The following is a 25302-nucleotide window of genomic DNA, read 5'->3' as shown; positions in this document are numbered from 1 at the left end:
TCTTCCAAGAAGATAATCAACAGAAACATCAAAATAATCAGCTATTTTTTTTAATGATGTAGGTTTAATATTATCTTTTTTCCATGTTTGCAGATTTCCCTTGCTCCCTGTTACATGTTCACATAAATATGTTATTGATATTCCATTTTTACTACATAGAGATTTTATAAGTTCATACATTTTTTAATACTCCTTTACGTTTAATGTCACAAATGTAACAATATATTTTTGTTTGTTTTCACCAAAAGTATAAAAATTCGCACTAATTATGTTGACAAGTGCAAAATCTTGCACTATAATATAGATAAGCTATTAAAAAGCCTAATAATGTTTACTTTAATTGACACTTATTTATAGTATATCATTTTTTGGTTTAGTCCGTCAATAGCTGAATTTTTTAGAGAATGGAGTTTTATAAAATGAGCGAAAATGATTTTATCGACCGTCTTGCAGAATTAAGATATTTGCGGGAAGTATCTTCTAGAAGAATGAGTTTATCTCTCGGACACGAACCCGATTACATTTATTCTATTGAATACGGTAATTACTTGCCTACTATGAAAGAATTTTTTGAAATTTGTGATTATCTAGACGTAACTCCCATGGAATTTTTTGACTATCACGATATTTTTGCACAGGAACATAATGAATTAATGAAAGAACACACTAAAACAAAATTGGAAAATACAGAAATAGTAAATTCTTTAAACGAACTTAAAAATGCTATTACCGATATTAAAAAGGAAATCAACCATTACAAGGCAACAGAACTGCAAGAAATGTAACTTTGCGAGTTTTTACAAGGAAATCCGGCATAAAAGTTTTGGTTCCGCTTTTTCAAAAGCGGACGGCATGAAAGTTTTTTGCTTACTTTTTTTCAAAATTTTTTTCTTCAATCCTCTATTTACTTACCTGTCGAGCCTTATTTAAAATATTTCATCAGACTAAAGACGATATGAAAGTTTTTGCCAAGCTTTTTTCAAAAAGCGAAGCCGCCATTTTTATTAAAAAGCCGGATTATTTCAAGTTTCAATCCACGGTATTCACGGCTTTCAAGCTGAGGATCCTTACTGATTATATCCTCGGCGATACTTTTTGTCAGATTCATCATTTCCATATCGGAGGCAATATCTGCGATTTTAAGCGGGGGAAGTCCATGCTGACGCTGACCGAAAAAGTCTCCCGGACCTCTCATTTTAAGGTCTTCTTCGGAAATCTTAAAGCCGTCCGACGTTTTGCTCATAATTTTCATTCGCCTGATGCATTCTTCACCTGTATTGTCCGTCAGGAGAATACAATGGCTCTGCTGACTTCCACGTCCCACACGACCTCTCAGCTGATGAAGCTGTGAAAGACCAAATCGCTCGGCATTTTCTATCAGCATAATGGAAGCGTTTGGAACGTCCACACCCACCTCCACAACAGTGGTACAGACCAGTAAATCAATTTTACCGTCCTTAAATTTACTCATTATTTCATTTTTTTCAGCGGCTTTCATTTTACCGTGAAGCAGACCGATTTCATAATCTGCAAAATCGTCGATTCTCAGCTTGTCCGCATAGCTTTTGACGGCCTGTAGATCGCTGTCAATGTCCTCGATCATGGGACACACAATATAAGCCTGCCTGCCATTGTCAATTTCCGACTTTATAAAATTATAAGCCCTTTTCCTCAGCTTACCGGTTACTGCATAGGTTTTTACCGGCAGTCTGCCCTTTGGCATCTGATTGATAATAGAAATATCCAGATCGCCGTAAATAATCAGCGCAAGGGTACGTGGAATAGGCGTTGCCGACATTACAAGTCTGTGGGGACTGTTTCCCTTGTCGGCAAGGGCGGCACGCTGTGCAACGCCGAAACGGTGCTGTTCATCGGTAATAACCAGACCAAGACGTTGAAATTCAACGTCTTTCTGTATTATTGCATGAGTACCTGCGGCTACCGCCGCTTCGCCTGATTTCAGTGCTTCTTTTGCAATACGCTTTTGTTTAGCGGTCATTGAGCCTGTCAGCAGTACTACATTTACGCCTATGGGTTCAAGAAAGCTTTTGAGGGTATTGTAATGCTGTACTGCAAGAATTTCCGTAGGCGCCATCAACGCAGACTGAAATCCGTTTTGACAGGCAAAATAGCATGCGGCGGCGGCAACAGCAGTTTTACCGCTGCCCACGTCCCCTTGAAGCAGACGGTTCATAGGAGAATCTGTAGACATATCGTTTATAACGTCGGATATTGATTTTTTTTGTGCGTCGGTCATTTCAAAAGGCAGACTGCCGAAAAAGGCAGTCATGTCCGTATTTTTATCCATTATGTACGCTGTTTTCTCACGACTGTGATTTTTCATAGTCAGCATACCAAGCTGTAGTATCAGCAGTTCGTCAAATGCAAGACGTCTCCTTGCGTTTGCGGCGTCTTGGGAATCGGCAGGAAAATGAATGCTTTTCAGTGCGTGAGGAAGGGACATCAATTCGTTTTCCATCAGCAGATTTGTCGGCATACTGTCAAAGGGTTCGCTGTCCAGTATGGACACAGCTTCCCTCATATTTTGCAGAATTGCAGCGGAAGTAAGTCCTGTTGTAAGGTGATAGACAGGCTGAAAAGGCTCTGCGTCCGATTTTATAATACGGGGAGAATTGATCTCACGGCGTAAAAGATTTCCTGTTATCTTACCGTAAAAGCAGTATTCCTCGCCCTCTTTAAGCGCACGGAATCCGTACACATTGTTGTAAATTATAACAACAAAATCGTGAACGCCGTCTGTAGCGACGGCTTTAAAGATACTCAAACCCTTACGTATTCTCTGTTCGGTCATTTTTTTTACTATAGTTCCTTTAAGTACTGCATAGTCGTTTATATTAGCTTCAAGAGGAGATACGGGATTAGAAAAATCAACATAACTGCGCGGAAGATGATAAAGGAGGTCATAAACTGTAGAAATTCCCAGCTTTTCATAATAAGCAGCTTTTTTTTCCCCTACGCCCTTTAAATATCGTACCGATTTGAAAAGCTCGTTCATTTTTCTCTCCCCCGAATATACGTTATTAGCTTTCTTTATAGTATATCATTATTTTTACTGATTCGTCAATAGTATAAAATCTTAAAATAAATTTTTCTTTAAAAGGTATTGACAAACTGAAAAAGATATGGTATTATACACTTGTAGTTAATCAGTCGACTAATTAACCAAAACAGAAAGAAGGCATGCAAATGAATCTAGACTTCAACAGTGAAAAGCCGATATTCGTCCAGGTTGCCGACGGATTGGAGGACGCAATTTTAACAGGAGCTTTTGAAGAGGGCAGCCAAATTCCTTCAATAACAGAGATTTCCGTCACATTAAAAATAAATCCTGCAACGGCTCTGAAAGGAATAAATATACTTACAGAAAACGGAATAGTTTATAAAAAAAGAGGTGTCGGTATGTTTGTAGCCGAGGGCGCTAAGAAAAAACTTACGGAAAAACGACGGAATTTATTTTTCGAAAATTATGTAAAGGAGCTTCTTGCTGAAGCCAAACGGCTTGGAGTAACAAAGGAAGAAATTATTATGATGTTGGATAAAGGAGATGCATTATGAGTATTGAAATAAAAGATGTTACCAAGGATTTTAAAAAAGTGCGTGCTTTGAATATGGTCAATCTTACCTTTGAAGAAAATAAGATTTACGGACTTTTAGGCAGAAACGGCGCAGGAAAATCTACGCTTTTGAAAATTATTTCAAACAGAATTTTTTCAACAGAAGGTGAAATATTTGTTGACGGAGTAAATGCAAGGGAAAATGATAAGGCTTTGTCAAAATTATATATTATGAATGAAAGCAATCTATATCCTCCGAAAATGAAAATTAAAAAAATTTTCAAATGGACTAAGGAATTTTATCCCGATTTTGATACCGAATATGCAATGAAGCTGGCAAATGAATTCAGTCTGAACGTCAATAAAACTCCTCGTTCTCTTTCAACCGGCTACACTTCGATTTTTAAAATTATAATTGCTCTTTCAGTAAATACGCCGTATATCTTCCTTGATGAACCCGTTTTGGGACTGGACGCTAATCACCGTGATATTTTTTATAAGGTTCTCATTGAAAAATATGCTGAAAACCCTTTCTGCTGCGTTATTTCCACACATCTGATCGAAGAAGTTTCATCGGTAATCGAGGACGTTATAATAGTGAAAAACGGAGAGATCATAAGAAATCAAACCAGGGATTCGCTTTTGCGTACTGGCTTTACCGTTGCAGGCTCAGCCGCCGCTATAGATGAATTTATAAAAGATAAAAACGTTATCGGTACTGATTCCATCGGCGGACTGAAAACGGCGTATATAATCGGCAGCGTACCATCGGAGGGTATTCCGGCAGGACTTGAAATATCTGCAATGGATCTGCAAAAGCTGTTTGTTCAGCTTACTAACTCATAATGGAGGAAATCATATGAAGCTTAAATCAATTTACAAATATTTAATTTGGCAACAGGGAAAATCTTACCTGATTTACTTTGGGATAATTTTTGTAATAGTTCATCTGGGACTGCTTTTAACTTTATGTATTGATACGAACGGCAGCTTCGGCGGTATGGAAATGGGCACAGTTATATTTATGATGATCTCGGGAATAGTATTTTACAGAGAAAGTTTGGCTCTTTCCATGCAAAACGGCATATCAAGAAAAACATTTTTTATGGCATTGATTCTTGGTTTTATAACTATTTCAGTCTTAGCAGCCGCAGGAGATTCAATAATTAATATTATTGGTAATACTTATGAAAAACACACTAAAATGTTTTATGATTCAATGTATGAACAAATGTATCTTTATCAATCCGGAACTAGTATTAGCCCAAAAATTTCAGAATACCCTACAATATTTTTAATGGATTTTACTATGTATATCACTGTTTCATCTCTGGGTGTCTTAATAGGAGCGCTTTTATACCGTCTCAACAGAATTTTAAAAATTATAATTCCACTAAGTCTGTGGCTGATTTTTCAGATAGGATCGGTTATTATACTTTTTATTGACTTTAAATTTGCCGACAATAAAATAATCGAAGCTTTCTTGAAATTTATACAGTGGCTTGAGGAAAGTGTTTATCATCTTACAGCTGTACTGCCTTGCATTGCAGTACTTCTGACTGCAATAGCGTTCCTGTTCGTCAGAAGAGTTCCTCTCAATGATAATAAAAAATAAAGTTTAACCGCCTCGGTTTGTGTTATATGCACAAGCTGGGGCGGTATATGTTTTGTAAAATATTCTTTTATTCCCTGCAAAATTAACTTTGCGAGTCTTTAAAAAGAAAATCAAGTCAATAAAATTCGGCATAAAAGTTTTTTGATTATTTTTTTCAAAATTTTTTCTATAATCCTCTGTTTACTTACCTGTCGAGCCTTATAAAAAATTTACCAGTTAACTAAAACCGATATAAAAGTTTTTTGCTTACTTTTTTCAAAATCTTTTTCTTTTATTCCCTGTAAAATTGACTTTGCGAGTCTTTAAAAAGAAAATCAAGTCAATAAAATTCGGCATAAAAGTTTTTTGCTTACTTTTTTTCAAAATCTTTTTCTTTTATTTTCTGCAAAATTAACTTTGCGAGTTTTTAAAAAGAAAATCAAGTCAATAAAATTCGGCATAAAAGTTTTTTGCTTATTTTTTTTCAAAATTTTTTCTATAATCCTCTGTTTACTTACCTGTCGAGCCTTATAAAAAATTTACCAGTTAACTAAACCCGATATAAAAGTTTTTTGCTTACTTTTTTTTCAAAAAAGTAAGTTAAAAAGCGTCGGAATAAACTCCGAGTAAGGTTTTGACTGTTCCCTTTCCCCCGGAAAGCTCAATTTTTTTAATTCTCTGAAGACTGACATCGCCAAAAGACACCATATCGTTTAGATCTTCTCCGGAATATCCTATGTACTGAACATAATGACATCTGCACCCCCTCTGACTGAAATTAAGTTTAAAGAGAAGTCCGGAATCGGGAGCGCTGAGATACTGCATATCAAGGGGGATCTGCTTATGCCTGATCAGTCTGCGGTTAATGGCAAACAGATTGCTTCTGCTGAAAGCGTCGTAAGTACCGTCAACGTCTTTCATGTGAAGATGGCTGATAATTTTGGAATAATCGTAAATTATTCCGGTCTTTATAATATCGTTTTCAGAAACGGTTTTTTCAGAAGGCGTTTTAAGAGTAACTCTTACGTTATTTGTCCCCTCAATATAAGGATACCCTCCGTTAAGACGAAAATTGAAATTTGCAGCGGCGTCCCATAAGGTAGATCCTTCCTTTATGTAAATGTAATTTAAAAGCGACGTTGACTCATACGTAACATTTGGTATGTCAAATTCCGACATTAATGTAGCGAGATCGGAATCCGGCTTTAATCCGGGTTTGGGCTGATTCTGACAAAGCAGGGACGTAAATCCTTTGGATTTTACTTTAATAATTTTATAACCCTGTAATGTACAGAAATCAACACTGTCAAGAAGTCCATAGTGAATATCAGTTTGGTCAACTGAAAAAATTACTTCCTTAATATTTGCAATGTCGGTTTTTTCAGTAAGAAAAACTCCTTCAAACAAAGTATACGGAGTGTATGCGTCTTTGGTGAAGAAAAAAGAAACGCATCTTCCGAATTCATAATCTGTATTTGTCGTAGTACGTAATGTAAGCTTTAAATTCATTAGCTGCCTCCGTTTATGTAGCTGTCGCAGTAAAATTCAACAACGCACTGATGAAATTGGGAATTAGTCTGAGTATTTATAGAATATTTTTTCAGCTTTGCGGCATTAATATATAAACCGTCCATATTAAGATTGAATACCGTTGAATTAGTCATATGACCGTTTAGCTGAGCTGCCGGATTTATTCCTTCAGACTTAAGAATTCTTCCGGTTATTTTTATGGACGCCGGATGCCTGCCCAGTTCCTGAAATCTAATTCCGGAAACTGCCATAGGCTGAAATAAAAATTTATTTTCAGCAGATATTTCATATGCGTCAATATAAACTGTGATTCCGGAAATGTTTACCGAGCAGTCCTGCTCAAGGACTAAAGCATGATTCATTATATTTCCGCCTCCGATTTCGCTTCAAGTGTAAAAATTCCCTCAAGGACAAAACGCTTTAATCCGTTATCCTGTTTAGGACCTTTTATCTCAGCGGATTTCAAGTAGTATCCGCCAGAAGCAAGACGGCTGATAACAGCGTTGTCCATGTAATCATAAAGAACAAGCGGATCTTCGTCCGGACGTCCGAGTACTCTGACTTTAAGATCAATCAGAGTTTCATATCTTTTAAGACTGCTTTTGATAAACTGATTTTTCAGTGAGATATTTTCAATACTTGTCACAATATAAATATCATCGTGATCCTTAACGGGAATTTTTTCATATTCGGCAAATACGTCGGTGCGTTTATAATTTATAAGTCCGTAAATACCGTAAACAAGATTTTTAAGATTCATCAGCCGCACCTCCGTATCCTACCGTCATAAAACTAAAATTATCGTCGTAAAGCAGATCTCCGCACTGTCTGAAGTATTCCAGCATAAGTTCCTTTGAAAAGTCGTATTCAAGCTGGGAATTTCCCTCCTTTTCGGCAGTACCGGCATATGTATAGGCAACCTTGTTTTTTACGCAGGTAATTTGTGTATAACGGTAATTTGCAACAGCGGCGCAAAGATAGTCAAGACGTATGTCATTAGAGCTTGCACCCTCACGGAGCATATTCCTTACCTGAGTTACTGCGGAGCTTACAAGAGGAGAATATTTTTCCGTATCGGTTTCGCCGGAAAATAGAGTAAAAAGAGAATTTATTGTTGAAACGGTCATAATTTATTTTCCTTTCGTCATTTTGAAGCTTTCAGTAAAATCCTTTGAGCTTTCATATGCAAGCTGAGGATTTTTATTTGAACGGTTCTTGTATTCCAATTCGGATTTAAAATCCAGAAGCTCACGGACATTCATTCTGTCAGCGGCAGATTTTAAGATATCGCCGTTTTCTCCGCATAGAAAACAAAGTCTTGTAACGTCTTTTTTCAGATTTTCAAAAAGCTTCTGTGCAGTCTCATGATCAAAATTGCTTTGGGTATTATCGCTTTCAGAATAAAATTTACGTGTAACTCCCGCATTTTTTTGTGCGGGAACAGCAACGAAGCTCCATTCATAGGCGTCGGTAATTTTGTCAAGGATCACATAGGCGGTCTTGCCGGCGTATTCTTTTCCCTTTGTGTGAGGACAGTTTTTAGTACGCTTATTTGCTCCGCATACGGAACACTTCTGAACAGAAGCGCTGCATGAAATACTTACTTCTTTCTTTATACCGCCTTCTATCTCTTTTATAAGATTTTCATTGGCAGAAGTCCTCACCATATAAGCGCAGCCCTTAAGGCATACATAGTTTTCGCCTGTAGAAGTTTTTCTCTCACTGTCCTCGGCAAGCTCGGTATGAAATATTCTTGCAGTCTGACCGGAGCTTTTGGCGTCGTGATCAAATATACCGGTTTTTCCTATAAAAAGCTCCTGTAATGTTTTCAGTGCGGATAATGAAAACTTTTCGAAGTCCCTGTCAATCTCGTTATCGCATAAAATAACGTCAAAAATGTATACTTCCTCTTCTGTTAATTCACGTCTTGTGAATTGATTAAGTAATTGTAATTTTTCTGTATTTTCCATAAAAATTTACCTCCGTTTATTTTTAGTAAGCTTTATTGCTGCTTTCCGATTAAAGAAAGCAGCAAAGTATTTATAAGGCTATATTACTTGTCAAGATTAAGGGTTTTAGCCGCATCAGAAATAATACTCTTAAAGCCAAGATTCATAGAAACGGTAAAAGCGTCAAGCTGACGGTCAATGAGCTTGTCGGTTTCCATAATAAGCTCTGAGCTTGTAACCATTTCAAGAGCGTAATTTCTGTCAAAACCGATAATTGTATAGTCGTTGACCTGTGCCGACTTAATAAGAACAGTACCGAAAGGAAGAATAATATTTCCCTTTTCATCGGTTGAAATACTGTCCTGAACCTGCGTCATAGAAAGGATCAAAGCCGCATTTTTAGGAGAAGCGATAATAGTATTCATATTATAGCTTGTAAACTGACTGTAAAGATTAAGCAGATCGGAATATGCAAGAGCAGAGCCGGCAATATCAACTTCTGTTGCGCCTGTTTTAATTGTGCTGACAGCCGAGCTTGTAATAGCGTCGGCAAGCTTTTTGCCGATAGAACGAAGAGTTACAGCAAAAACGTCGAGTCTCTGAAGTCTTACCGCTTCATAGGACGCTGTAATAAGTCTGCCGTATTTCAAAAGACTGATTGAATTAGGGGATTCTTTAATAGTAGTTTCCGGCAGACTGTTACCCTCTGATGTTTTAGTAGTGTAAGCGGCAGATTCTGAAATCAGATAGCCTCTGTACTGATTGCAGTCGGAACGAGTTTTAACCGCTACAATATCAGTAAGAATGGATTCTTCCATACCCTGAGTAATGGCTCTTTTTACAAATTCGGGAAACAGTACGGCGCTTTCGGTAGTAACAAAGAATTTTTCTACCTTATCGCATTCCGAACCGCAGATCTTAATATCAAATCTTTTAAGCTGTCTTTCAAATGCGTCAAGACCGGCAAGTGAAGAATCTGCATAATTTTCGTCAGGATCAGCCTCAGTCAGAGCCTGAGTAAAGCTTTTTCCGGCAAGATTGTAAAGTCCCTTTTCAAGTTTAATATCGTTATACATAAAAATACCTCCAAATTAAATTTCATTATTATTGTTGTTTTTAATTTGCTGTTCGATCAGAACAGCCTGTGCGTTTTTAAGTCTTGCTTCTGCAAGAGCAGTTTCGTCCTGTAAGTTGATGTTGTCCCATATGATGTCAACATCGCTGTCGCTTCCCTGAAGTCTCAGGAAGGCTACCGCAATTTTTCTGATTACAGGAGTCAGAAGTCTGCGGTAATACTCCAGTTCGGAAGTCAGAATGTCTGCCTGCTGTGAGGACATTCTTTCAGTAGTAGACCAGTTAAGTCCCAGCAGGAAAGGCGGAACAGAAAGCTTAGCAATAAGCTGTTCCAAGATCTGCCTTACGGGTACCTCCGTATCAAAAAGCTGATTGTCTGCGCCGATGACCTTGATGTCCACATCTCCTACAGCAACAAAATCACGTATGTCACCGTTTTTAGCGGCGTTCATTCCGTCAGACCATTCTTTAGCAATCTGCATTGCTCTGTCTTTGGTAAACGCCTTTTCGGATATGTCTCCTGTAGGCTTGTAGGTTACGGCGTATCTGACGTTTCCCGCACGTTCGTAATTCTGACCGATACAACGGTATATTTTCATAAGTACGGAACTTAAAGCCGGAAGTCCTCTGAGAATTGATATGCCCATAGTTTTTCCCGGCGGCGGATTCAGCGCAGAAAACAGAATAAGCTGAGGCTTTTCAATAGTTTTAAGCTTACCGTCAGAATTTTTAATGCAGTAAACAGGCAGCTCAGGACTGTTTCCCGGCAGAACTGCAATTTTTGACGGATCGCCGTTGTAAAGGGCGGTAAGCTGCATAGTTTCACTGTCAACCAACATTTCTCCCACGGCGTTTCCGTAGGTAAGCAGACTTTCAAGAAAGCTGTCGGTAAAGCTTTGAATAGAATGTCCTGTAAGTCCAACGGGTATTTCCCCGGAAAAACAGTCCATAATTTCCTGCATGCTTTCGTCTCTGCACTGTATTTTGTATCCGCCTGTGAGCCTTACTATCTTGCTGATGGCGGCATCAATAACAGGAACAGTATATCTGAGACGGTCATAAAGTTCTTTTTCCCAGTGTTCCATTGAGGAATCAAAGGGTTCATAAACGTCATGACTTCTTGATGCAGAAAATACTGCCGCCTCGCCTGAAGATACCTTTTGGGTACTTTTCTTTTTAAAAATCTTCATATTTCACCTCCTTTCACCGTGCAACGGAAACTGCGAAAAATCCGTCTGAAACAGGCGAACTCAGCGCTGTACTGACAAAATATCTCACATCGTCCATAGCATGATCGTTTTCTTTCAGAGGAGTATCTCCTCCGGCTTTTTCATTCCAGCAGTACATGGCAAATTCACGGAGACAATCCGTACAATCTTTTGAAAACATAATTGTTTTCGATTTCAAAGCATCACTTACTTTGCGGATTCCCGAAATAACGTCATTTTTTGCCGGTATCACATCAAATTCTCCGTGACGGCGAATGCACTCTATGAAACTTGCCGCCGAAGGATCAGCAACCACATATTCAATGGTACGGTTTCCTGCAAGATCGGAAAGACCTTTATAATGCTCCTCGTCTGTTCTTGAAATACCTTCACGGCGAGAATCGTAGTAGTACTCGTCAAGCCTGTACCACACTCCGCCGCAGTGTCCCCATAAACCGAAGGAGGAAGGATTAACAGTACCGTAATCGCAGGAGATTATAAATCTATCGCATTCCGGCGGACTATCAAACACATGCTCCGATTCCTTGAACATAGGATAAACAACGCCGCTTGCAGCAGTCCACTTGCCCAGAATAAAGCGTTCGTAGAAAACTCCCGAATAAAGGCGTTTGTATCTTTCCCTGACCGCCTTTGTAAGCGACGGATTGTCCTTCATGGTGAAATGAATATAAAGAGCATTTTTTTCATCATGCTTTTTTATCCATTCCCTGTAGAACCAGTGATAAGGGTGATCGGGATTACAGTTGAACCATAGCTTTGATCCGGCAAGTGAACATCGTGCTACAGCCTGTTCAACGAATGAACGGGGCATTAATGCCACCTCGTCAAGAAGGACTCCGCCTAGAGTAATGCCTTGTATAAGCGAAGCGGAGCTTTCGTCTCGTCCCCCGAAGAAATAAAATCTGTTGCGTCTTCCGGACATTTCAATGTCGATGTAGCTTTTGCTGAGCTTTTCTATATAGGTAAATCCCATAGCGCCCAGTGTTCCGAGAAGCGGTTCTACAAGATTACGCCGCAGTGATGTAACCGTTTTACCGCATAGTGCAAAAGAACAGCCGTTGTAGCATGTCATTGCCCAGCTAACAAAACCCATTGACATGCATAGTGTTTTACCGCTTCTGACAGCCCCATCGCAGATGATTGCGTCTTTGTTTCTGTATGAGGGGTGAGTCCACCAGCCTATTGCAAGACGCTGTTTGGGGGAAAATTTCTTAAACTTCAATTTTCCGATTCCGCCTCCAATCCTGTAAGGGCTTCAAGAAGATTTGAAGCTGCGGTAGAACTATTGTCGTTTGACGCAAATTCGTACATTTTTTCCATTGCCTTTTGCCGGTCAAACAATTTTACTTCAACGCCTCCGCCTTTGACCTTTTTAATTTCCGATACATTAAAAAGGTCGAGAGAAGAAATTTTTTCCGGCGACGGCATTTCTTCCGAGAATGCTAAGTAAACTGCGTCGTTGGAACTTCCGAAAGCCAGCCTTTCCAGTCCGGCTTTTACAAGCTTAGAGGGAGAGACAGTTTCAGACATAAGAACAGATATGCTTTTTTGATACTTTTTCTGTTTTAAAATATCCATACCGTTTACAAGCGCCGTATCCGGAGAAAAACCCGCCCGTACTGCCGCTTCAAAAATGTTTCCCAGCTTTGCATAATAACAGCAGAATAAACGCTCCTTTTTTGATTTGTCATTATCGTTCATATAAACCTCCTTGTAAATAAAATGTAAGATTGAAAAACATTTAAAAACGTCTTTCACCAATGGGCAAAAAAGGGCATTTTTTTGCATATAAATATGCAATTAAGAAAAAAATAATTTTTTATTTCTACTTTTTGCACTGTTTTAGCTATAAAAATAAAGCTATATCTGTCAATTTTAACAAATATAACTTTTTTATAAAAAAAGTGTTGACTTTTAAGGATAAAGCGTGTATAATAATATAGTCGCATGAAGCGGTAATAAAAAACGACTGAAACGATAAAAAATGGCGGCATAGCTCAGTTGGCTAGAGTACTCGGTTCATACCCGATTGGTCGTTGGTTCAAATCCTACTGCCGCTACCATAAGGCCCGTTGGTCAAGAGGTTAAGACACCGCCCTTTCACGGCGGAATCATGGGTTCAATTCCCGTACGGGTCACCAAGAATCGAGATTTTTTAGTCTCGATTCTTTATTTTTTTCCTTGTCAAAAAAATTTTTTAGATAGATTTTCAGTAAGACTGTGATTTTCGTCAAGGTACGGAAACTGCGGTCTTTTTTTATATTTTTCTGTTACACTTTTTACTTAGTTTTGCATGTATTTTTTTCAATTTTTTTAAAAGTAGAAAAAATTTTAGCTCCCCGTATAGAATCGAGGAGCTAATTAATAAAGAAGAAGGAGAAAAGCCTAAATGAGCTTTCTTATATGTTTTTTATTATTTGAAGTATCTGTTAAGAAGTCCCTCAAATGCACAGCCGTGACGAGCTTCGTCCTTAGCCATTTCATGTACTGTATCGTGAATAGCATCCAGATTAAGTTCCTTAGCCTTTGCCGCAAGCTTTTTCTTACCTTCGCATGCACCGTTTTCTGCCATCACTCTCAGTTCAAGATTTTTCTTTGTTGAGTCTGTAACAACTTCACCAAGCAGTTCAGCAAACTTTGCAGCATGCTCTGCTTCTTCGTAAGCTGCCTTTTCGTAGTACATTCCGACTTCAGGATAGCCTTCTCTATGCGCAACTCTTGCCATTGCAAGATACATACCTACTTCTGTACATTCGCCTGTAAAGTTTTGTCTTAATCCTTCTATAATTTCAGGATCAACATCCTTTGCAACCCCAACGACATGCTGATCGGCCCAAGCAAGACCTTCTGACGGAGCTTCAGTAAACTTTGAAGCCGGCGCTTTACACTGAGGACAGGCAGCCGGAGCAGCTTCTCCCTCAAAAACATAACCGCATACTGAACAAACAAATTTTTTCATTTTATTATCCTCCAATAATATTATTTGTATTTTTTATTTAAGCAAAGGTTTCCCTTTGACTGATTTTATTATAATACATACTTCTTTTTTTGTCAATGATTTTTTACAAGAATTCACAAAGTTTTCACATAAAGTATGTGGAAACTGCAATATATAATAATAACCATTATCATTTTAATTTTAAAGAAAAAGACGCATTCAACGCGTCTTTTTCTTAATATATATGTGATGATCAGGGAAAACATGAATTAATTCAAGTTTACTTTATAACATCGTCCCAAGTCGCATCACTTATACTCTTTTTTGCCATATAATTTGCAATAGCTGCAGCGTCTCTGGCAGTAGGCTTTCCGCCGTTTGCATTTACATTTGCAAAATACTGATTTTCTTCAGATTCAATAACTGATTCTCCAGTATACGATTTAGCGCAATGCTGAGCTATCATTGCAGCGTCCTTTGCACTGACTTTACCGTCCCCGTCAGCATCTCCCCTGAGACCGGTCAATGTGTCGATTACATTGCCGTTTTCATCTTTCTTTTCAAATACCATATAATCAGTATGCTTTTTAGTTTCTTCCAAAACCTCAATTTCACTGTTTTCTAATTCAAAGTATTCAAAATCACAGTCAAGACCTGAAAAGCTTCTTATATCGTTAAATTTAACTTCATAAATGTCGCCCACCTCAGCTTCACTGGGAACCTTGAAATTAAAAGTTACAATAGGTTTATTATCCATAAACGGATTTGTGCTTACATATCCCACAATCGCTACATAATTGTCAAGCTCACTGTAAGCGTTTGCACCGACAACGCTTTCCAATTCAAGTTCCGGAGCATATTCAACTACGAGATCATAAGCATAACAATTGTTTCCGGTTTCCATTGTCATCTGTACTGAAACTGTTTTGCCTGCGATTGCCTGTGCGTCAGAAAGTTCGATAGTTTCCATAGAAATAACATCATTTTTTTTAGTTCTTCTCATTGTTCTGGGAGCTGCTGTTTTTGCTGAAACTGTAGCACCGTTTGCCGCTGCCGCCATAACTGCTGAAGCTACGATAGCAGAAGTTTTCATTAATGTGTTCTTTTTCATGACATTTCCCTCTTTCTTCCTTAATAGCGGCAACTTATTTTGAACAGGTTTAATCGTCGTTTGTTAATAAAAAAACCGACCTTTTTTTCATCTTTTAGGTCGGCTATATACAATACGCTGCTGTAACAACGCCATATGCAACCGGCTGTCATACCCTTAGGCTTAGACCCTCAGTATTGCGTCCTTATTTTTCAATAAATTTGTCATTTATTTTAAACCTATTCTTTTACTTTTTCTATGTTCTTAGTATATCATGAAATTTTTTCTATGTCAAGATTTTTTATCGGATTTGTAGTATTACACTACTTTTTGTTGAAACTTTTATACATATTGCATAATATTTACTTTTGCTTTATTTCTCCTAATACCTTTAAAATCGGATATGAAAAGTCATAATCCTTAACAATATCTGGATGCTCATTTGAATATTCATCTATTTTTACGGCAAGTCCGCATTCAAGAAAATCAACAAGCTCCCTCAAAGGACGGCTGAAAATTTCTCCGCACACCGGACAGACCGTTATAACCTTGCTTCCCTTAAAATTCATAACTCTGTAAGGCCAGATTTTGCAGTCAAACGGTTTTTCATCACCCAGAATACAGCCTGTATTTTTATCCAGTGCCGGACAGTAAAATATCTCATCATCTGAAAGTTCTCCGCACTTTGTAATATACGAATTTTTAGTCCTGACAAATTCCGTACCCGGTCTAAGAGCTTCCAGCTTGTTTTTTGTCTCTTCATTCATCACCGGCATTTCCCAGACGTCAGTACTGTCAAATCCGCAGCATATACGGCATTCTCCGCAGACAGATTTGCTTAAAAGTCCCTTTAACATCTTTTCCCCTTTCCCCAACTTTTTGAAAAAAGTTGGACAAAAACTTTTATGCCGATTTTCATTAACTTAACATTTCTTTTAAAGACTCACAATGTTAATTTCATAAAATTTTATAGGTAAAATTTTTTTTGTTGGACAAAAACTTTTATGCCGATTTCCATTAACTTAACATTTCTTTATACCTATTTCATTTATACCGCTGTAACACGTTTCAACTACTAATCCGCTTATATTTAATTCCTGTCCTAAAAATAAACTATTTTATCAGGAACTCTTTTTATCAGTTACGGCAATTCTGAAAGAAGCTGTTTTTTCCATATAAGAGATCGTTACAATATGACTTTTCTCAGTAGATACAAATCCACTTATATTGAAACCTGTTATTGTTTTTTCACTTCCGTCCGTATAAACTCCTCTGACCTCTATACCGCTCAGATCCAGCTTTTCACCCTCTTTATACTCTACCTTATCAGGACTTTTGTAAATATAAATACCCTTTAGAGAATCTTCTCCAATTTCCTGATTGCTTATACGTTCCGCATAGTCAAGAGTACACCAGCCGGTTTTTCCATAGTATTCAGCTTTTCCCCACAGATAACCGTCCGCTTCTACAGCGGCAGTTATCATGACTTTTTCATTATAGTCCAAAAATCCTATCTGATCGTAATTAAGACCCGGTCCCTCTCTCAGCTTTAAACCACCTGAAGCTGTTACCTTCCATTCTTCAGACAATTTTTCTATGCTTCCGGTATCTTCCCTTTTACTTTCTTCTGGATTTTCTGTGGGTTTTTCTTCTGTTATATCTGTATTAATTTCAGCGTCTCCCTCATAATTAAAAGATCCGCCGACCATATATTTTGAATAATCAAGTGAACACCACTGTTCTCTGCCCTCATAAAAAGTCTTGCCCCATAGCATACCGTCTTCTGTGATTACTTTTTCGGTAACTTCAAAAATAGTGTTCATTAACATAAATCCGGTCTTTTCCGATGAAATATCAGGCTGCTCTCTTAAATTCAATCCTGCCTCGTTATTCACTCTCCATACTTCAGAGCATATATCTGTACGGTCTGACAGAAAAAGAGCCGTTTCTTTTTGTCTTCTGTTTACAAGTCCCTGCAATACGCTTCCTCCGGCCATTCTCCATTCGCCGAAGCCTTTTGCAATTTCCAAAAAGCTATAATTTTCTGAACCGTTTACAATATAAGTTTTCAGGTCAAAATCGTCGTATACACCCCATATATTTCCCATATTATATGTAAGACTTACCATTGCGTCAAACTGATTCTGTTTCAGTTCCACATCATATCTATCTGCAAATCTGTTTACATAACCTTCATATATCACAAGCGACTGTGCAAGAAGATTTTCGGCTTCCTCCTCGGTAATTCCGTACGGATAATCATTTACATCCACTCCCGTACCGTATCCGATAGTCCATTGACTGTAATCCCAATATTTATATCTGCTGAATCCTTCTGCTTCTTTGATAAGATCAATACAATCCTGACTTGCTTTCATTCCACCCTGAGCCTTTACCTCAAAGCATGGAATAATCATACTCAATGCAGAAAAAAAACAGATATATTTTTTCGCTAATTTTCTTATTTTCATAATTTTTTCCCAGTCCTTTTACAAAACATAATTAATAATCCTAAACTTTCCTCATCTACGTTATAGTCTATATCGACGTTTACCTTCAAATCTTCTCTTATAGGGTAAAGCGCCTTACTTAAAAGATATTTATTCAGTAAAATAATATCAGCAGAATCTACTGTACCGTCTTTTTATTTTTTCAATTATGTCGTTTCCTTTTTTGATTATTTTACTTAATTTTATATAATTTCATTGTAACAGAAATGTAATCTTTAAATGTGAACAAATTATTAACAATTATGAATTTTTTTTAAATTTGTATAAAATAACTAAATATAAAACTTTAGTTTTGTTCGCTTTTTTTTGCTTTTATATAAGCTAAACTTTTATGCCGGATTTCATTAACTCAATTACTTTAAAAACCTGCAAAGTTAATTTTTCTATATAAAAAATAAAACCGACACAAAACATGCGCCGATTTTAATCCAAATGATATCAAACGAGTTAAAGAATAAATGCTAATCTTAATGTCTAAATCCCAATCAATAAATACTCATTTCTCCAAAGCTCTGAGAGTGAAGAACAAAAGAAAATTATAATCATGATTATCTCAATTGAGAATAAATTGAAATCCTTAGATTACCTCAAGACATTAACCCTCAACCTTTTAAATGCATTTTCTTTAACTCGTTTCATATAATTTTCATCCATTCCGAATTGGAATAAATATATTATACCATATTGGTATAATAATGTCAAGAGGTTTTTTTATGAGATTAAAATTATTACGAAAACAAAAGCATATGTCACAATTATCTCTTGCAATGAAGTTAAATACTACTCAAATGAGTATAAGCCGATATGAAACCGGAAAGCGTGAACCGGATTTAAAAACTTTAATTCTAATTGCAGATTTTTTTGATGTTTCAATTGATTATCTTCTTGAACGTACAGATAATCCCAAAATGAATAAATAAAACTCGGAATATGTCCAAATGGAATATTCATTTCCAGTAAAGTTCGGTAATACCATTTAAAGCAGTTTTTTACGTTATTTATTAATAAAATTCCTCCGGATATTTTATATTATCCGGAGGATTTTTTTATTCTTCTGAATTTTCTGGTTCTTCAGTCTCTTCAACCGTATTATTTTCAAGTTCTTCTGCCTGTGCATTTGCCATATCCTGAGCAATTTCTTCCTCGCTTGGCTGATCGACTGTTTCGACTTCAGCCTCTTCATCATGTTCAGCTCTGGTAAATGAAACAACACGGCTTTCTTCCGCAACCTTCATAACCTTAACGCCTGTTGCATATCTTCCCATAATTCTTACATCGGCACATCTTATTCTGATAATTATACCGTCATTAGAGATAAGGATAATGTCGTCTGTTTCATCTACAACCTTTATTCCGCAGACATATCCCTTTTCTTCTCCTGTTTTATAATTCAGCAGACCGAATCCGCCTCTGTTCTGGATCCTGTAAGCGTCAAGCTCAGTCCTCTTGCCGTATCCCTTATCGGTTACGGTCAGAAGCGAAGCTCCCTCTCTTACTCTCGCCATAGATACTACATAGTCGCCGTCCCTGAGCTTTATCGCCTTTACGCCGTGGGCGGAACGTGACATAGACCTGATTTTTTCTTCTTCAAGTCTTATAGCCATACCGTTTCTTGTAGCCACGAAAAGCTGTGCGCTGCCGTCGGTCATTCTTACTCCGGCGATTTCGTCGCCCTCGTCCAGTCCGATAGCTATCAGACCGTTCTTTCTGACGTTTTTGTACGCTGAAAGGGCGGTTCTTTTTATCTTACCGTTTTTAGTTACCATTACAACGTACTTACCCTCGTCAAAATCAGAGGTTTTTATCATTGCGGCAATTTTTTCGTCCTCACTCAATGGAAGAAGATTTACTGCGTTAACTCCTCTTGACGACTTTGAACCTTCCGGTACTTCATAGCATTTCAGCTTATACATAATACCCTTATTAGTTATAAACAGAATATTGTCATGAGTGGAGCAAATAAACATTTCGTTTACGAAATCCTCTTCACGCTGTTTCATACCGGAAACGCCTCTGCCGCCTCTGCGCTGAGTTTTATAAACGTCTACAGGCATTCTCTTGATATAGCCGATATTTGTGTATGTCACAACACAGTCCTCAACAGGGATAAGATCCTCGATGTCAACTTCTCCGCTTACCGTCTCAATCTGAGTTCTTCTGTCATCACTGTATTTTCTTCTGATTTCGGCAAGCTCGTCTTTAATTATCTGATGAACCTTGTTTTCGTCTGCAAGTATTGCTTCCAGTTCTTCAATTTTCTTCATCAGTTCATCTAATTCGTCCAGAATTTTTTGTCTTTCAAGACCGGTCAGCTTACCTAAAGTCATCTGAACTATAGCTTCAGCCTGAATTTCCGTAAGGTTAAAACGTTCCTGCAATCTTTGCTTTGAATGCGGAATATTTTCAGATGTTTTACAAATCTCCACTACTTCGTCAATATTATCCGCAGCAATAACCAGACCTTCCAATATATGCGCTCTGTGCTTTGCCTTTTTTAGATCGTATTCAGTACGGCGTCTTATTACCTCTACCTGAAATTTAATATACTGTTCAATAGTCTGCTTCAGTGTGAGAACCTTAGGTTCTCCGTCAACAAGTGCAAGCATAATAACGCCCACTGTGTCCTGAAGCTGAGTATAGGAGAATAGCTTATTGAGTACAATCTGAGGTATAGCGTCCTTTTTAAGCTCTACAACAATACGCATTCCCTCTCTGCCGGATTCATCACGGATAAAGTGAACGCCGTCGATTCTCTTGTCCTTTACAAGATTCGCCATAGACTCAACAAGTCTTGCCTTATTTACCATGTAAGGAATTTCATGTACTATAATGCACTGTCTGCCTTTGATTTCTTCAATTGTGGTGTTGGCACGAAGGGTTATTTTACCTCTGCCGGTAGCGTAAGCGGCCCTTATTCCCGCACGTCCCATTATAATACCGCCTGTAGGGAAATCAGGTCCTTTTATATGTTCCATAATTTCATCAAGAGTACAGTCGGGATTATCCATAACAAGGTCGATAGCGTCGATTACCTCTCCTAAATTATGGGGCGGAATATTTGTAGCCATACCAACAGCAATACCTACAGAACCGTTTACCAGAAGATTCGGAAAACGGCTTGGAAGTACTACAGGTTCTTTTAATTTATCGTCGTAGTTAGTGGTATAAGGAATAGTTTCCTTTTCAATGTCCGTAAGCATTTCTCCTGCGATTTTGGACATTCTCGCCTCAGTATAACGGTAAGCGGCAGGCGGATCGCCGTCAATAGAACCGAAGTTTCCGTGACCGTCAATAAGAGGATATCTTAAAGAAAATTTCTGTGCCAGACGTACTAAAGCGTCATAAACCGAAGCGTCACCGTGAGGGTGATATTTACCAAGCACTTCTCCGACAGTATATGCGCACTTTCTGTAGGGCTTATCATAGGTATTTTTAGAATCGTTCATAGTGTAAATAATACGTCTGTGAACAGGTTTCATACCGTCTCTTACATCCGGAAGCGCTCTAGCCACAATTACAGACATTGAGTATTCAAGGAAAGATTTTCTCATTTCCTTATCAATATCTACGTTAAAAACTTTTGAGTTGTCATTAAACATTTCTTAAACTTCCTTTTATTTATTTACTTGCTTCACAAATAAAATTCTTATCCAGCTGTTTTTGAAAATGAAGATTCATTATCTCAATTTCCTCTTGCGTCAGCGTTTCTTTAGGTACTACGTAAAACATTGATTTTTTTATATATATCATAAAGAAATTTTTTCTTTCAATAACCTTTACGTTTTTGTTAAGATAAATTTCAGTATCTGCAATATCTTCTTTTATTGGAATTTCACCGAAAACTTCTTCATATTCTTCCGGTTCTTTTTCATTTTCCGGTTCTAAAACAGTTCCTATAACAATTCTTTCGGGATATATTGTCAGAGTATAAACGTCGTTTTCTATTCCCTTTACAGATTCCATAAGATTTCTTTTAAGCTTTCTGGGATTATACCAGTTTATAAATGCAAGAGCAATACAGACAAGTACCAGTACGTATCCGATAGTTTCGCCGTTTCCGTACATTATATTCAATACGTTGCCTGCCGCAAAGATTAAAAGCAATACCGACATTATTCGGTTTCGGGGAAATACAAACTTCTTCTGGAAAACTGTAAACGCCTCCCCGAAAAGCTCGTACGGTATCGAGTACCTTTTCTTTACTAAAGCCTCATCTTCCATATTTTATCCTTTCCCCTACTTTTTTGAAAAAAAGTAGGCAAAAAACTTTTATATCGTTTTAGTTTACTGGTATATTTTAATCAATTCACGATGGTTTACTTTTGCAGAGAATTGAAGAAAAAATTTTGAAAAAAAAGTAGGCAAAAAACTCCGCTTTTTGAAAAAAGCTTGGCAAAAACTTTTATGCCGATTTTCATTAACTTGATTTTCTTTCTAAATACTCGCAAAGCAGCTTTTTAAAAAGCTGAAAAAATTTTTATTATTAACTTTCTTGCCTTGATGCAAGAAAGTTACAAAGAAAATCAATATACTTTCTTTTTTTCGTAAAAAAGAAAGTATAACAAAGAAAAGAAAAAGGGTCAAACACGCTTTCTTAATACTTATTCTCCACCTAAAAGACAATTTGTTTCTTTAAAACCGCTGACTCCCATCAAGTCCAAGGGCAGCTTTCAGCGTTTTTGTTCAAATGCCCTCATCTTAATTGGGTGTAAATTTTAGATGATGCGTCTTGCCTTTTACGGGGAGACTTATTAGTTCAGAAACTGTATGACGGATAAAATTCGGCGCTTTATGCGCCGTAAGCCTGCCGCGGCGTTTGAGCGGACGCATTTCTTTGTAACTTTCTTGTTGCGAGACAAGAAAGTTAAGAAAAAATTCAAAGAAACTTGTTTCTTTGGTTCGTTTCTTGCTGCGAGACAAGAAATGAACATATAAGTTTTAGCGAAGATTTTACAAAATCTTCAAACTTTAAATATCCAGATTCTCCACATATTTAGCATTTGTTTCAATAAATTCCTTTCTTGGTCCCACCTTATCTCCCATAAGGATCGTAAAGGTTTCGTCCGCTTTAACAGCATCCTCCATATCTATTTTAAGCATAGTTCTTGTTTCCGGATTCATAGTAGTTTCCCAGAGCTGTTCAGGATCCATTTCACCAAGACCTTTATATCGCTGAACCTCCGGTTTTGTACCGTTTTCCGTTGTCAATTCTTCAATATACTGATCTCTTTCTTCATCAGAAAAAGCGTACTTTACCTTTTTTCCTCTGAATACTTTGAATAGCGGCGGCTGAGCAATGTAAATATTACCATTTGTAATAAGCGGTCTCATAAATCTGAAGAAAAATGTCAGCAGCAGAGTTCTGATATGCGAACCGTCTACATCGGCGTCGGCCATAATTATAATTTTTCCGTACCGCAGCTTTGATATGTCAAAATCCTCGCCGATACTTGTTCCCAGAGCCGTTACTACAGGCATAAGCTTTTCATTACCGTAAACCTTATCTATTCTTGCTTTTTCTACGTTTAACATCTTACCCCATAGAGGAAGTATAGCCTGATACCGCCTGTCTCTGCCTTCTTTTGCAGAACCTCCCGCAGAATCCCCCTCGACGATATATATTTCTGTAAATTCAGTGTCATGCTCTGAACAGTCTGCAAGCTTACCCGGAAGCGAAGCGCTTTCCATGGCAGTTTTTCTTCTTGCAGTTTCTCTGGCTTTTTTTGCCGCTTCTCTGGCACGCTGCGCTGCTAGGGATTTTTCAAATATTGCTTTTGCGTCTGCCGGATTCTCTTCCAGATAGCACATCAGCTTTTCCATTATCATTTTTTCTATAAAGCCTTTTACTTCCGGATTTCCCAGCCTTCCCTTAGTTTGTCCCTCGAATTCACACTCGGTAAGCTTAACGGAAATTATGGCTGTCAGACCTTCTCTTACGTCGTCTCCAAGCAGCTTTTCACCGTCTTTGAGCAGATTGAATTTCTTTCCGTATTCATTTATAACTTTTGTAAGAGCGTTTTTAAATCCCGTTTCATGAGAACCGCCGTCAGTAGTATGAATATTATTGGCAAATGACAGAATAACCTCGTTATAGCTGTCGTTATACTGCATTGCTATTTCCGCAAAGGAATCCCCCTGCATACCTGAAACGTAAATTACCTTATCTGACAGAGATTCCAGTCCCTTGGTTTTATGGATATGCTCAACAAATTGTCTTATACCGCCCTCATAGTGAAGTACCTCAGACTTTTCATTTTCTTTATCACGCAGATCACTGAAAACTATTTTTATGCCTGCATTAAGAAAAGCCTGTTCCCTTAAACGTTTCAGCAAAACTTCATAGCCATAGTGAGTATCTTCGAATATTTCACCGTCTGCTTTGAACATAACGGAGGTTCCTGTTTCTGTTGTATCTCCGATAATTTTAAGAGGTTCAGAGTAATTTCCTCTTTCAAATCTTTGGAAGTGTACATGCTCGCCGTCTTTTACAGTCAGCTCCAGCCACTCGGAAAGTGCGTTAACAACTGAAGCGCCTACGCCGTGAAGTCCACCGGATACCTTATATCCGCCGCCGCCGAATTTACCGCCTGCATGAAGTATAGTGTAAACGACAGTTGCCGCAGAAATTCCCTCCTTCGGGTGAATACCGGTAGGTATTCCACGTCCGTTATCAGAGACTTTTATTATGTCTCCCTCAAGAATTTCAATTCTGATTTCTGAACAAAATCCTGCAAGCGCTTCATCTATTGAGTTATCTACTATCTCATAAACCAGATGGTGCAGACCTTTCGGACCTGTTGAACCGATATACATTCCCGGACGTTTCCTTACTGCTTCAAGTCCTTCCAGTACCTGTATTTGATTTTCATCGTAATTCTGATTTGCTGACATGTACTCTTCCTCCTTCCCTACTTTTTTGAAAAAAAGTAGGCAAAAAACTTTTATATCGAATTTACTTAACTGGTATATTTTAATTAATTCACGAAGATTTACTTCATAGAAAATTAAAGATAAAAATTTTGAAAAAAATAGGCAAAAAACTTTTATGACGATTTATGTTTACTTGATTTTCTTTTTAAAGACTCGCAAAGCAGCTTTTGAAGAAGCTGAGAAAATTTAATTTGTCATTTTCTTTGATTGCCCAAAGAAAATAACGAAAAGAAATGCCCTTCTTTCTTTGTTCACACAAAGAAAAGAAGCAAAGAAAGGTAACGACTGCGTAACCCTTTCAAACTATCACGCAAGGTACTCTCCCAAAACTGTTCTGAGACATTTCTGCAACTTACGTTCTCCTTTAAGTTGCTCCCATCTTAATTGGGCGTAAATTTTAGATGTCATGTCTTGCCTTTTATGGGGAGACTTATTAATTCAGAAACTGTATGACGGATAAAATTCGGCGCTTTATGCGCCGTAAGCCTGCCGCGGCGTTTGAGCGGACGCATTTCTTTGTAACTTTCTTGTTGCGAAACAAGAAAGTTAAGAAAAAGTTTTACTACGCTTTTACTAAAGCGTATCATGATAAGAAATGAACAATAAATTTTTTATTAAAAACTTTTTAATATTGGTTACTCGCTCTTTTTCTGAGGGTAGCAACTGAAATCTGCGAAATATAGACTATTTCCCTTCCGTTTTCCATAGAAACTATAAAGCTTTTAGGCATTTCATAGGAAACATTTACCACTCTTCCCTCTTTGGTTGCATTTTCCAGAAGATGTCCGGTATTTTTACTGATAGTAGTATTTTCGATATCAAAAATACCAACAATATTTTTTTTCTTTACAGAAATTTCATTTCCCAGATGAATATACATACC

The 25302-nt window shown here is 37.6% G+C and carries 24 protein-coding genes, 2 tRNA genes and 1 riboswitch; of the genes, 7 read left to right on the top strand and 19 right to left on the bottom strand.

Translation table 11 applies throughout. The annotated features are described in order from the left end of the window. A partial coding sequence (locus OCV67_RS04555) for a helix-turn-helix domain-containing protein (RefSeq protein ID WP_147642929.1) occupies positions 1–180 on the bottom strand: 180 nt, incomplete at its 3' end. Between the two features lie 239 nt (positions 181–419). On the opposite strand from OCV67_RS04555, the gene OCV67_RS04550 reads away from it, so the two are divergent. Beyond that, positions 420–785: a helix-turn-helix transcriptional regulator gene (locus tag OCV67_RS04550; RefSeq protein ID WP_147642716.1), complete on the top strand. Its 366-nt coding sequence runs from the start codon at positions 420–422 to the stop codon at positions 783–785. A gap of 194 nt (positions 786–979) precedes the next feature. Here the strand turns inward: OCV67_RS04550 and recG are convergent, their stop codons facing one another. Then, positions 980–3016: an ATP-dependent DNA helicase RecG gene (recG, locus tag OCV67_RS04545; RefSeq protein ID WP_147642714.1), complete on the bottom strand. Its 2037-nt coding sequence runs from the start codon at positions 3014–3016 to the stop codon at positions 980–982. A 191-nt stretch (positions 3017–3207) separates the two neighbouring features. Between recG and OCV67_RS04540 the strand changes: the two genes are divergently transcribed. The 3 genes from OCV67_RS04540 to OCV67_RS04530 are packed head-to-tail and all read left to right on the top strand — an operon-like array spanning position 3208 to position 5190. Next, the gene (locus OCV67_RS04540; protein WP_147642713.1) at positions 3208–3576 is read left to right on the top strand and encodes a GntR family transcriptional regulator; all 369 of its coding nucleotides are present in this window, start codon (positions 3208–3210) and stop codon (positions 3574–3576) included. Beyond that, positions 3573–4421, top strand: coding sequence for an ATP-binding cassette domain-containing protein (locus OCV67_RS04535; protein ID WP_337405308.1), 849 nt, complete (start codon positions 3573–3575; stop codon positions 4419–4421). Before OCV67_RS04540 ends, OCV67_RS04535 begins: the two co-directional genes overlap by 4 nt. Positions 4422–4434: 13 nt before the next feature. Next, positions 4435–5190 (top strand): hypothetical protein, encoded by a 756-nt coding sequence (locus OCV67_RS04530; RefSeq protein ID WP_147642709.1) that lies wholly within the window; start codon positions 4435–4437, stop codon positions 5188–5190. Between the two features lie 579 nt (positions 5191–5769). On the opposite strand, the gene OCV67_RS04525 is transcribed toward OCV67_RS04530, so the two are convergent. The 9 genes from OCV67_RS04525 to OCV67_RS04485 form a co-directional block, all read right to left on the bottom strand. Then, positions 5770–6678, bottom strand: a complete 909-nt coding sequence (locus OCV67_RS04525) for a hypothetical protein (protein ID WP_147642707.1) — start codon at positions 6676–6678, stop codon at positions 5770–5772. After that, positions 6678–7061 carry a hypothetical protein gene (locus OCV67_RS04520; protein ID WP_147642705.1) on the bottom strand — a complete coding sequence of 128 codons (384 nt, stop codon included), beginning with the start codon at positions 7059–7061 and terminating at the stop codon, positions 6678–6680. Before OCV67_RS04520 ends, OCV67_RS04525 begins: the two co-directional genes overlap by 1 nt. After that, positions 7061–7459, bottom strand: a complete 399-nt coding sequence (locus OCV67_RS04515) for a hypothetical protein (protein WP_147642703.1) — start codon at positions 7457–7459, stop codon at positions 7061–7063. Before OCV67_RS04515 ends, OCV67_RS04520 begins: the two co-directional genes overlap by 1 nt. Beyond that, positions 7449–7826 (bottom strand): hypothetical protein, encoded by a 378-nt coding sequence (locus tag OCV67_RS04510; RefSeq protein WP_147642701.1) that lies wholly within the window; start codon positions 7824–7826, stop codon positions 7449–7451. Before OCV67_RS04510 ends, OCV67_RS04515 begins: the two co-directional genes overlap by 11 nt. 3 nt (positions 7827–7829) lie before the next feature. Then, positions 7830–8669, bottom strand: coding sequence for a hypothetical protein (locus tag OCV67_RS04505; RefSeq protein ID WP_147642699.1), 840 nt, complete (start codon positions 8667–8669; stop codon positions 7830–7832). 83 nt (positions 8670–8752) lie between these two features. Further along, positions 8753–9724, bottom strand: coding sequence for a phage major capsid protein (locus tag OCV67_RS04500; RefSeq protein WP_147642697.1), 972 nt, complete (start codon positions 9722–9724; stop codon positions 8753–8755). Between the two features lie 15 nt (positions 9725–9739). Beyond that, positions 9740–10912: a phage portal family protein gene (locus OCV67_RS04495; protein ID WP_147642695.1), complete on the bottom strand. Its 1173-nt coding sequence runs from the start codon at positions 10910–10912 to the stop codon at positions 9740–9742. Between the two features lie 13 nt (positions 10913–10925). Further along, entirely contained in the window at positions 10926–12173 is a 1248-nt protein-coding gene (locus OCV67_RS04490; protein WP_147642694.1) for a PBSX family phage terminase large subunit, read from the bottom strand. Continuing rightward, positions 12170–12652 carry a terminase small subunit gene (locus tag OCV67_RS04485; RefSeq protein WP_147642692.1) on the bottom strand — a complete coding sequence of 161 codons (483 nt, stop codon included), beginning with the start codon at positions 12650–12652 and terminating at the stop codon, positions 12170–12172. Before OCV67_RS04485 ends, OCV67_RS04490 begins: the two co-directional genes overlap by 4 nt. 285 nt (positions 12653–12937) lie before the next feature. On the opposite strand from OCV67_RS04485, the gene OCV67_RS04480 reads away from it, so the two are divergent. Continuing rightward, a tRNA-Met gene (locus OCV67_RS04480) sits at positions 12938–13014 on the top strand. 3 nt (positions 13015–13017) lie between these two features. After that, positions 13018–13092: transfer RNA gene (locus OCV67_RS04475), tRNA-Glu, on the top strand. Between the two features lie 272 nt (positions 13093–13364). Here the strand turns inward: OCV67_RS04475 and OCV67_RS04470 are convergent. The 4 genes from OCV67_RS04470 to OCV67_RS04455 form a co-directional block, all read right to left on the bottom strand. After that, entirely contained in the window at positions 13365–13910 is a 546-nt protein-coding gene (locus OCV67_RS04470; RefSeq protein WP_147642690.1) for an NADH peroxidase, read from the bottom strand. A gap of 259 nt (positions 13911–14169) precedes the next feature. After that, positions 14170–15000: a dockerin type I domain-containing protein gene (locus OCV67_RS04465; protein ID WP_147642688.1), complete on the bottom strand. Its 831-nt coding sequence runs from the start codon at positions 14998–15000 to the stop codon at positions 14170–14172. Between the two features lie 133 nt (positions 15001–15133). Then, positions 15134–15215, bottom strand: a riboswitch (cyclic di-GMP riboswitch). A gap of 126 nt (positions 15216–15341) precedes the next feature. Next, the gene (locus tag OCV67_RS04460) at positions 15342–15836 is read right to left on the bottom strand and encodes a hypothetical protein (protein ID WP_147642687.1); all 495 of its coding nucleotides are present in this window, start codon (positions 15834–15836) and stop codon (positions 15342–15344) included. A gap of 264 nt (positions 15837–16100) precedes the next feature. After that, complete coding sequence (locus OCV67_RS04455) at positions 16101–17450, bottom strand: glycoside hydrolase family protein (protein WP_147642685.1); 1350 nt, start codon at positions 17448–17450, stop codon at positions 16101–16103. Positions 17451–18202: 752 nt separating this feature from the next. On the opposite strand from OCV67_RS04455, the gene OCV67_RS04450 reads away from it, so the two are divergent. After that, positions 18203–18409, top strand: coding sequence for a helix-turn-helix domain-containing protein (locus OCV67_RS04450; RefSeq protein ID WP_147642683.1), 207 nt, complete (start codon positions 18203–18205; stop codon positions 18407–18409). 126 nt (positions 18410–18535) lie between these two features. Here the strand turns inward: OCV67_RS04450 and gyrA are convergent, their stop codons facing one another. The 4 genes from gyrA to remB form a co-directional block, all read right to left on the bottom strand. Next, positions 18536–21088: a DNA gyrase subunit A gene (gene gyrA, locus OCV67_RS04445; protein WP_147642681.1), complete on the bottom strand. Its 2553-nt coding sequence runs from the start codon at positions 21086–21088 to the stop codon at positions 18536–18538. A gap of 19 nt (positions 21089–21107) precedes the next feature. Continuing rightward, the gene (locus OCV67_RS04440) at positions 21108–21710 is read right to left on the bottom strand and encodes a YcxB family protein (protein ID WP_147642679.1); all 603 of its coding nucleotides are present in this window, start codon (positions 21708–21710) and stop codon (positions 21108–21110) included. A 747-nt stretch (positions 21711–22457) separates the two neighbouring features. Next, complete coding sequence (gene gyrB, locus OCV67_RS04435; protein WP_147642677.1) at positions 22458–24380, bottom strand: DNA topoisomerase (ATP-hydrolyzing) subunit B; 1923 nt, start codon at positions 24378–24380, stop codon at positions 22458–22460. Positions 24381–25044: 664 nt separating this feature from the next. Then, complete coding sequence (gene remB, locus OCV67_RS04430; protein ID WP_147642675.1) at positions 25045–25299, bottom strand: extracellular matrix regulator RemB; 255 nt, start codon at positions 25297–25299, stop codon at positions 25045–25047. Positions 25300–25302: the final 3 nt, after the last annotated feature.

This window comes from Porcipelethomonas ammoniilytica, assembly GCF_025567485.1.
GTDB lineage: Bacteria > Bacillota > Clostridia > Oscillospirales > Ruminococcaceae > Porcipelethomonas > Porcipelethomonas ammoniilytica.
The sequence above is the reverse complement of the archived record's forward strand: the minus strand, read 5'-3'. Positions and strand labels throughout refer to the sequence as shown.

Coding starts and splice junctions, on each gene's coding strand:
- OCV67_RS04550 (WP_147642716.1), top strand. CDS start 420: ATGAGCGAAAATGATTTTATCGACCGTCTTGCAGAATTAAGATATTTG.
- recG (WP_147642714.1), bottom strand. CDS start 3,016: ATGAACGAGCTTTTCAAATCGGTACGATATTTAAAGGGCGTAGGGGAA.
- OCV67_RS04540 (WP_147642713.1), top strand. CDS start 3,208: ATGAATCTAGACTTCAACAGTGAAAAGCCGATATTCGTCCAGGTTGCC.
- OCV67_RS04535 (WP_337405308.1), top strand. CDS start 3,573: ATGAGTATTGAAATAAAAGATGTTACCAAGGATTTTAAAAAAGTGCGT.
- OCV67_RS04530 (WP_147642709.1), top strand. CDS start 4,435: ATGAAGCTTAAATCAATTTACAAATATTTAATTTGGCAACAGGGAAAA.
- OCV67_RS04525 (WP_147642707.1), bottom strand. CDS start 6,678: ATGAATTTAAAGCTTACATTACGTACTACGACAAATACAGATTATGAA.
- OCV67_RS04520 (WP_147642705.1), bottom strand. CDS start 7,061: ATGAATCATGCTTTAGTCCTTGAGCAGGACTGCTCGGTAAACATTTCC.
- OCV67_RS04515 (WP_147642703.1), bottom strand. CDS start 7,459: ATGAATCTTAAAAATCTTGTTTACGGTATTTACGGACTTATAAATTAT.
- OCV67_RS04510 (WP_147642701.1), bottom strand. CDS start 7,826: ATGACCGTTTCAACAATAAATTCTCTTTTTACTCTATTTTCCGGCGAA.
- OCV67_RS04505 (WP_147642699.1), bottom strand. CDS start 8,669: ATGGAAAATACAGAAAAATTACAATTACTTAATCAATTCACAAGACGT.
- OCV67_RS04500 (WP_147642697.1), bottom strand. CDS start 9,724: ATGTATAACGATATTAAACTTGAAAAGGGACTTTACAATCTTGCCGGA.
- OCV67_RS04495 (WP_147642695.1), bottom strand. CDS start 10,912: ATGAAGATTTTTAAAAAGAAAAGTACCCAAAAGGTATCTTCAGGCGAG.
- OCV67_RS04485 (WP_147642692.1), bottom strand. CDS start 12,652: ATGAACGATAATGACAAATCAAAAAAGGAGCGTTTATTCTGCTGTTAT.
- OCV67_RS04470 (WP_147642690.1), bottom strand. CDS start 13,910: ATGAAAAAATTTGTTTGTTCAGTATGCGGTTATGTTTTTGAGGGAGAA.
- OCV67_RS04465 (WP_147642688.1), bottom strand. CDS start 15,000: ATGAAAAAGAACACATTAATGAAAACTTCTGCTATCGTAGCTTCAGCA.
- OCV67_RS04460 (WP_147642687.1), bottom strand. CDS start 15,836: ATGTTAAAGGGACTTTTAAGCAAATCTGTCTGCGGAGAATGCCGTATA.
- OCV67_RS04455 (WP_147642685.1), bottom strand. CDS start 17,450: ATGAAAATAAGAAAATTAGCGAAAAAATATATCTGTTTTTTTTCTGCA.
- OCV67_RS04450 (WP_147642683.1), top strand. CDS start 18,203: ATGAGATTAAAATTATTACGAAAACAAAAGCATATGTCACAATTATCT.
- gyrA (WP_147642681.1), bottom strand. CDS start 21,088: ATGTTTAATGACAACTCAAAAGTTTTTAACGTAGATATTGATAAGGAA.
- OCV67_RS04440 (WP_147642679.1), bottom strand. CDS start 21,710: ATGGAAGATGAGGCTTTAGTAAAGAAAAGGTACTCGATACCGTACGAG.
- gyrB (WP_147642677.1), bottom strand. CDS start 24,380: ATGTCAGCAAATCAGAATTACGATGAAAATCAAATACAGGTACTGGAA.
- remB (WP_147642675.1), bottom strand. CDS start 25,299: ATGTATATTCATCTGGGAAATGAAATTTCTGTAAAGAAAAAAAATATT.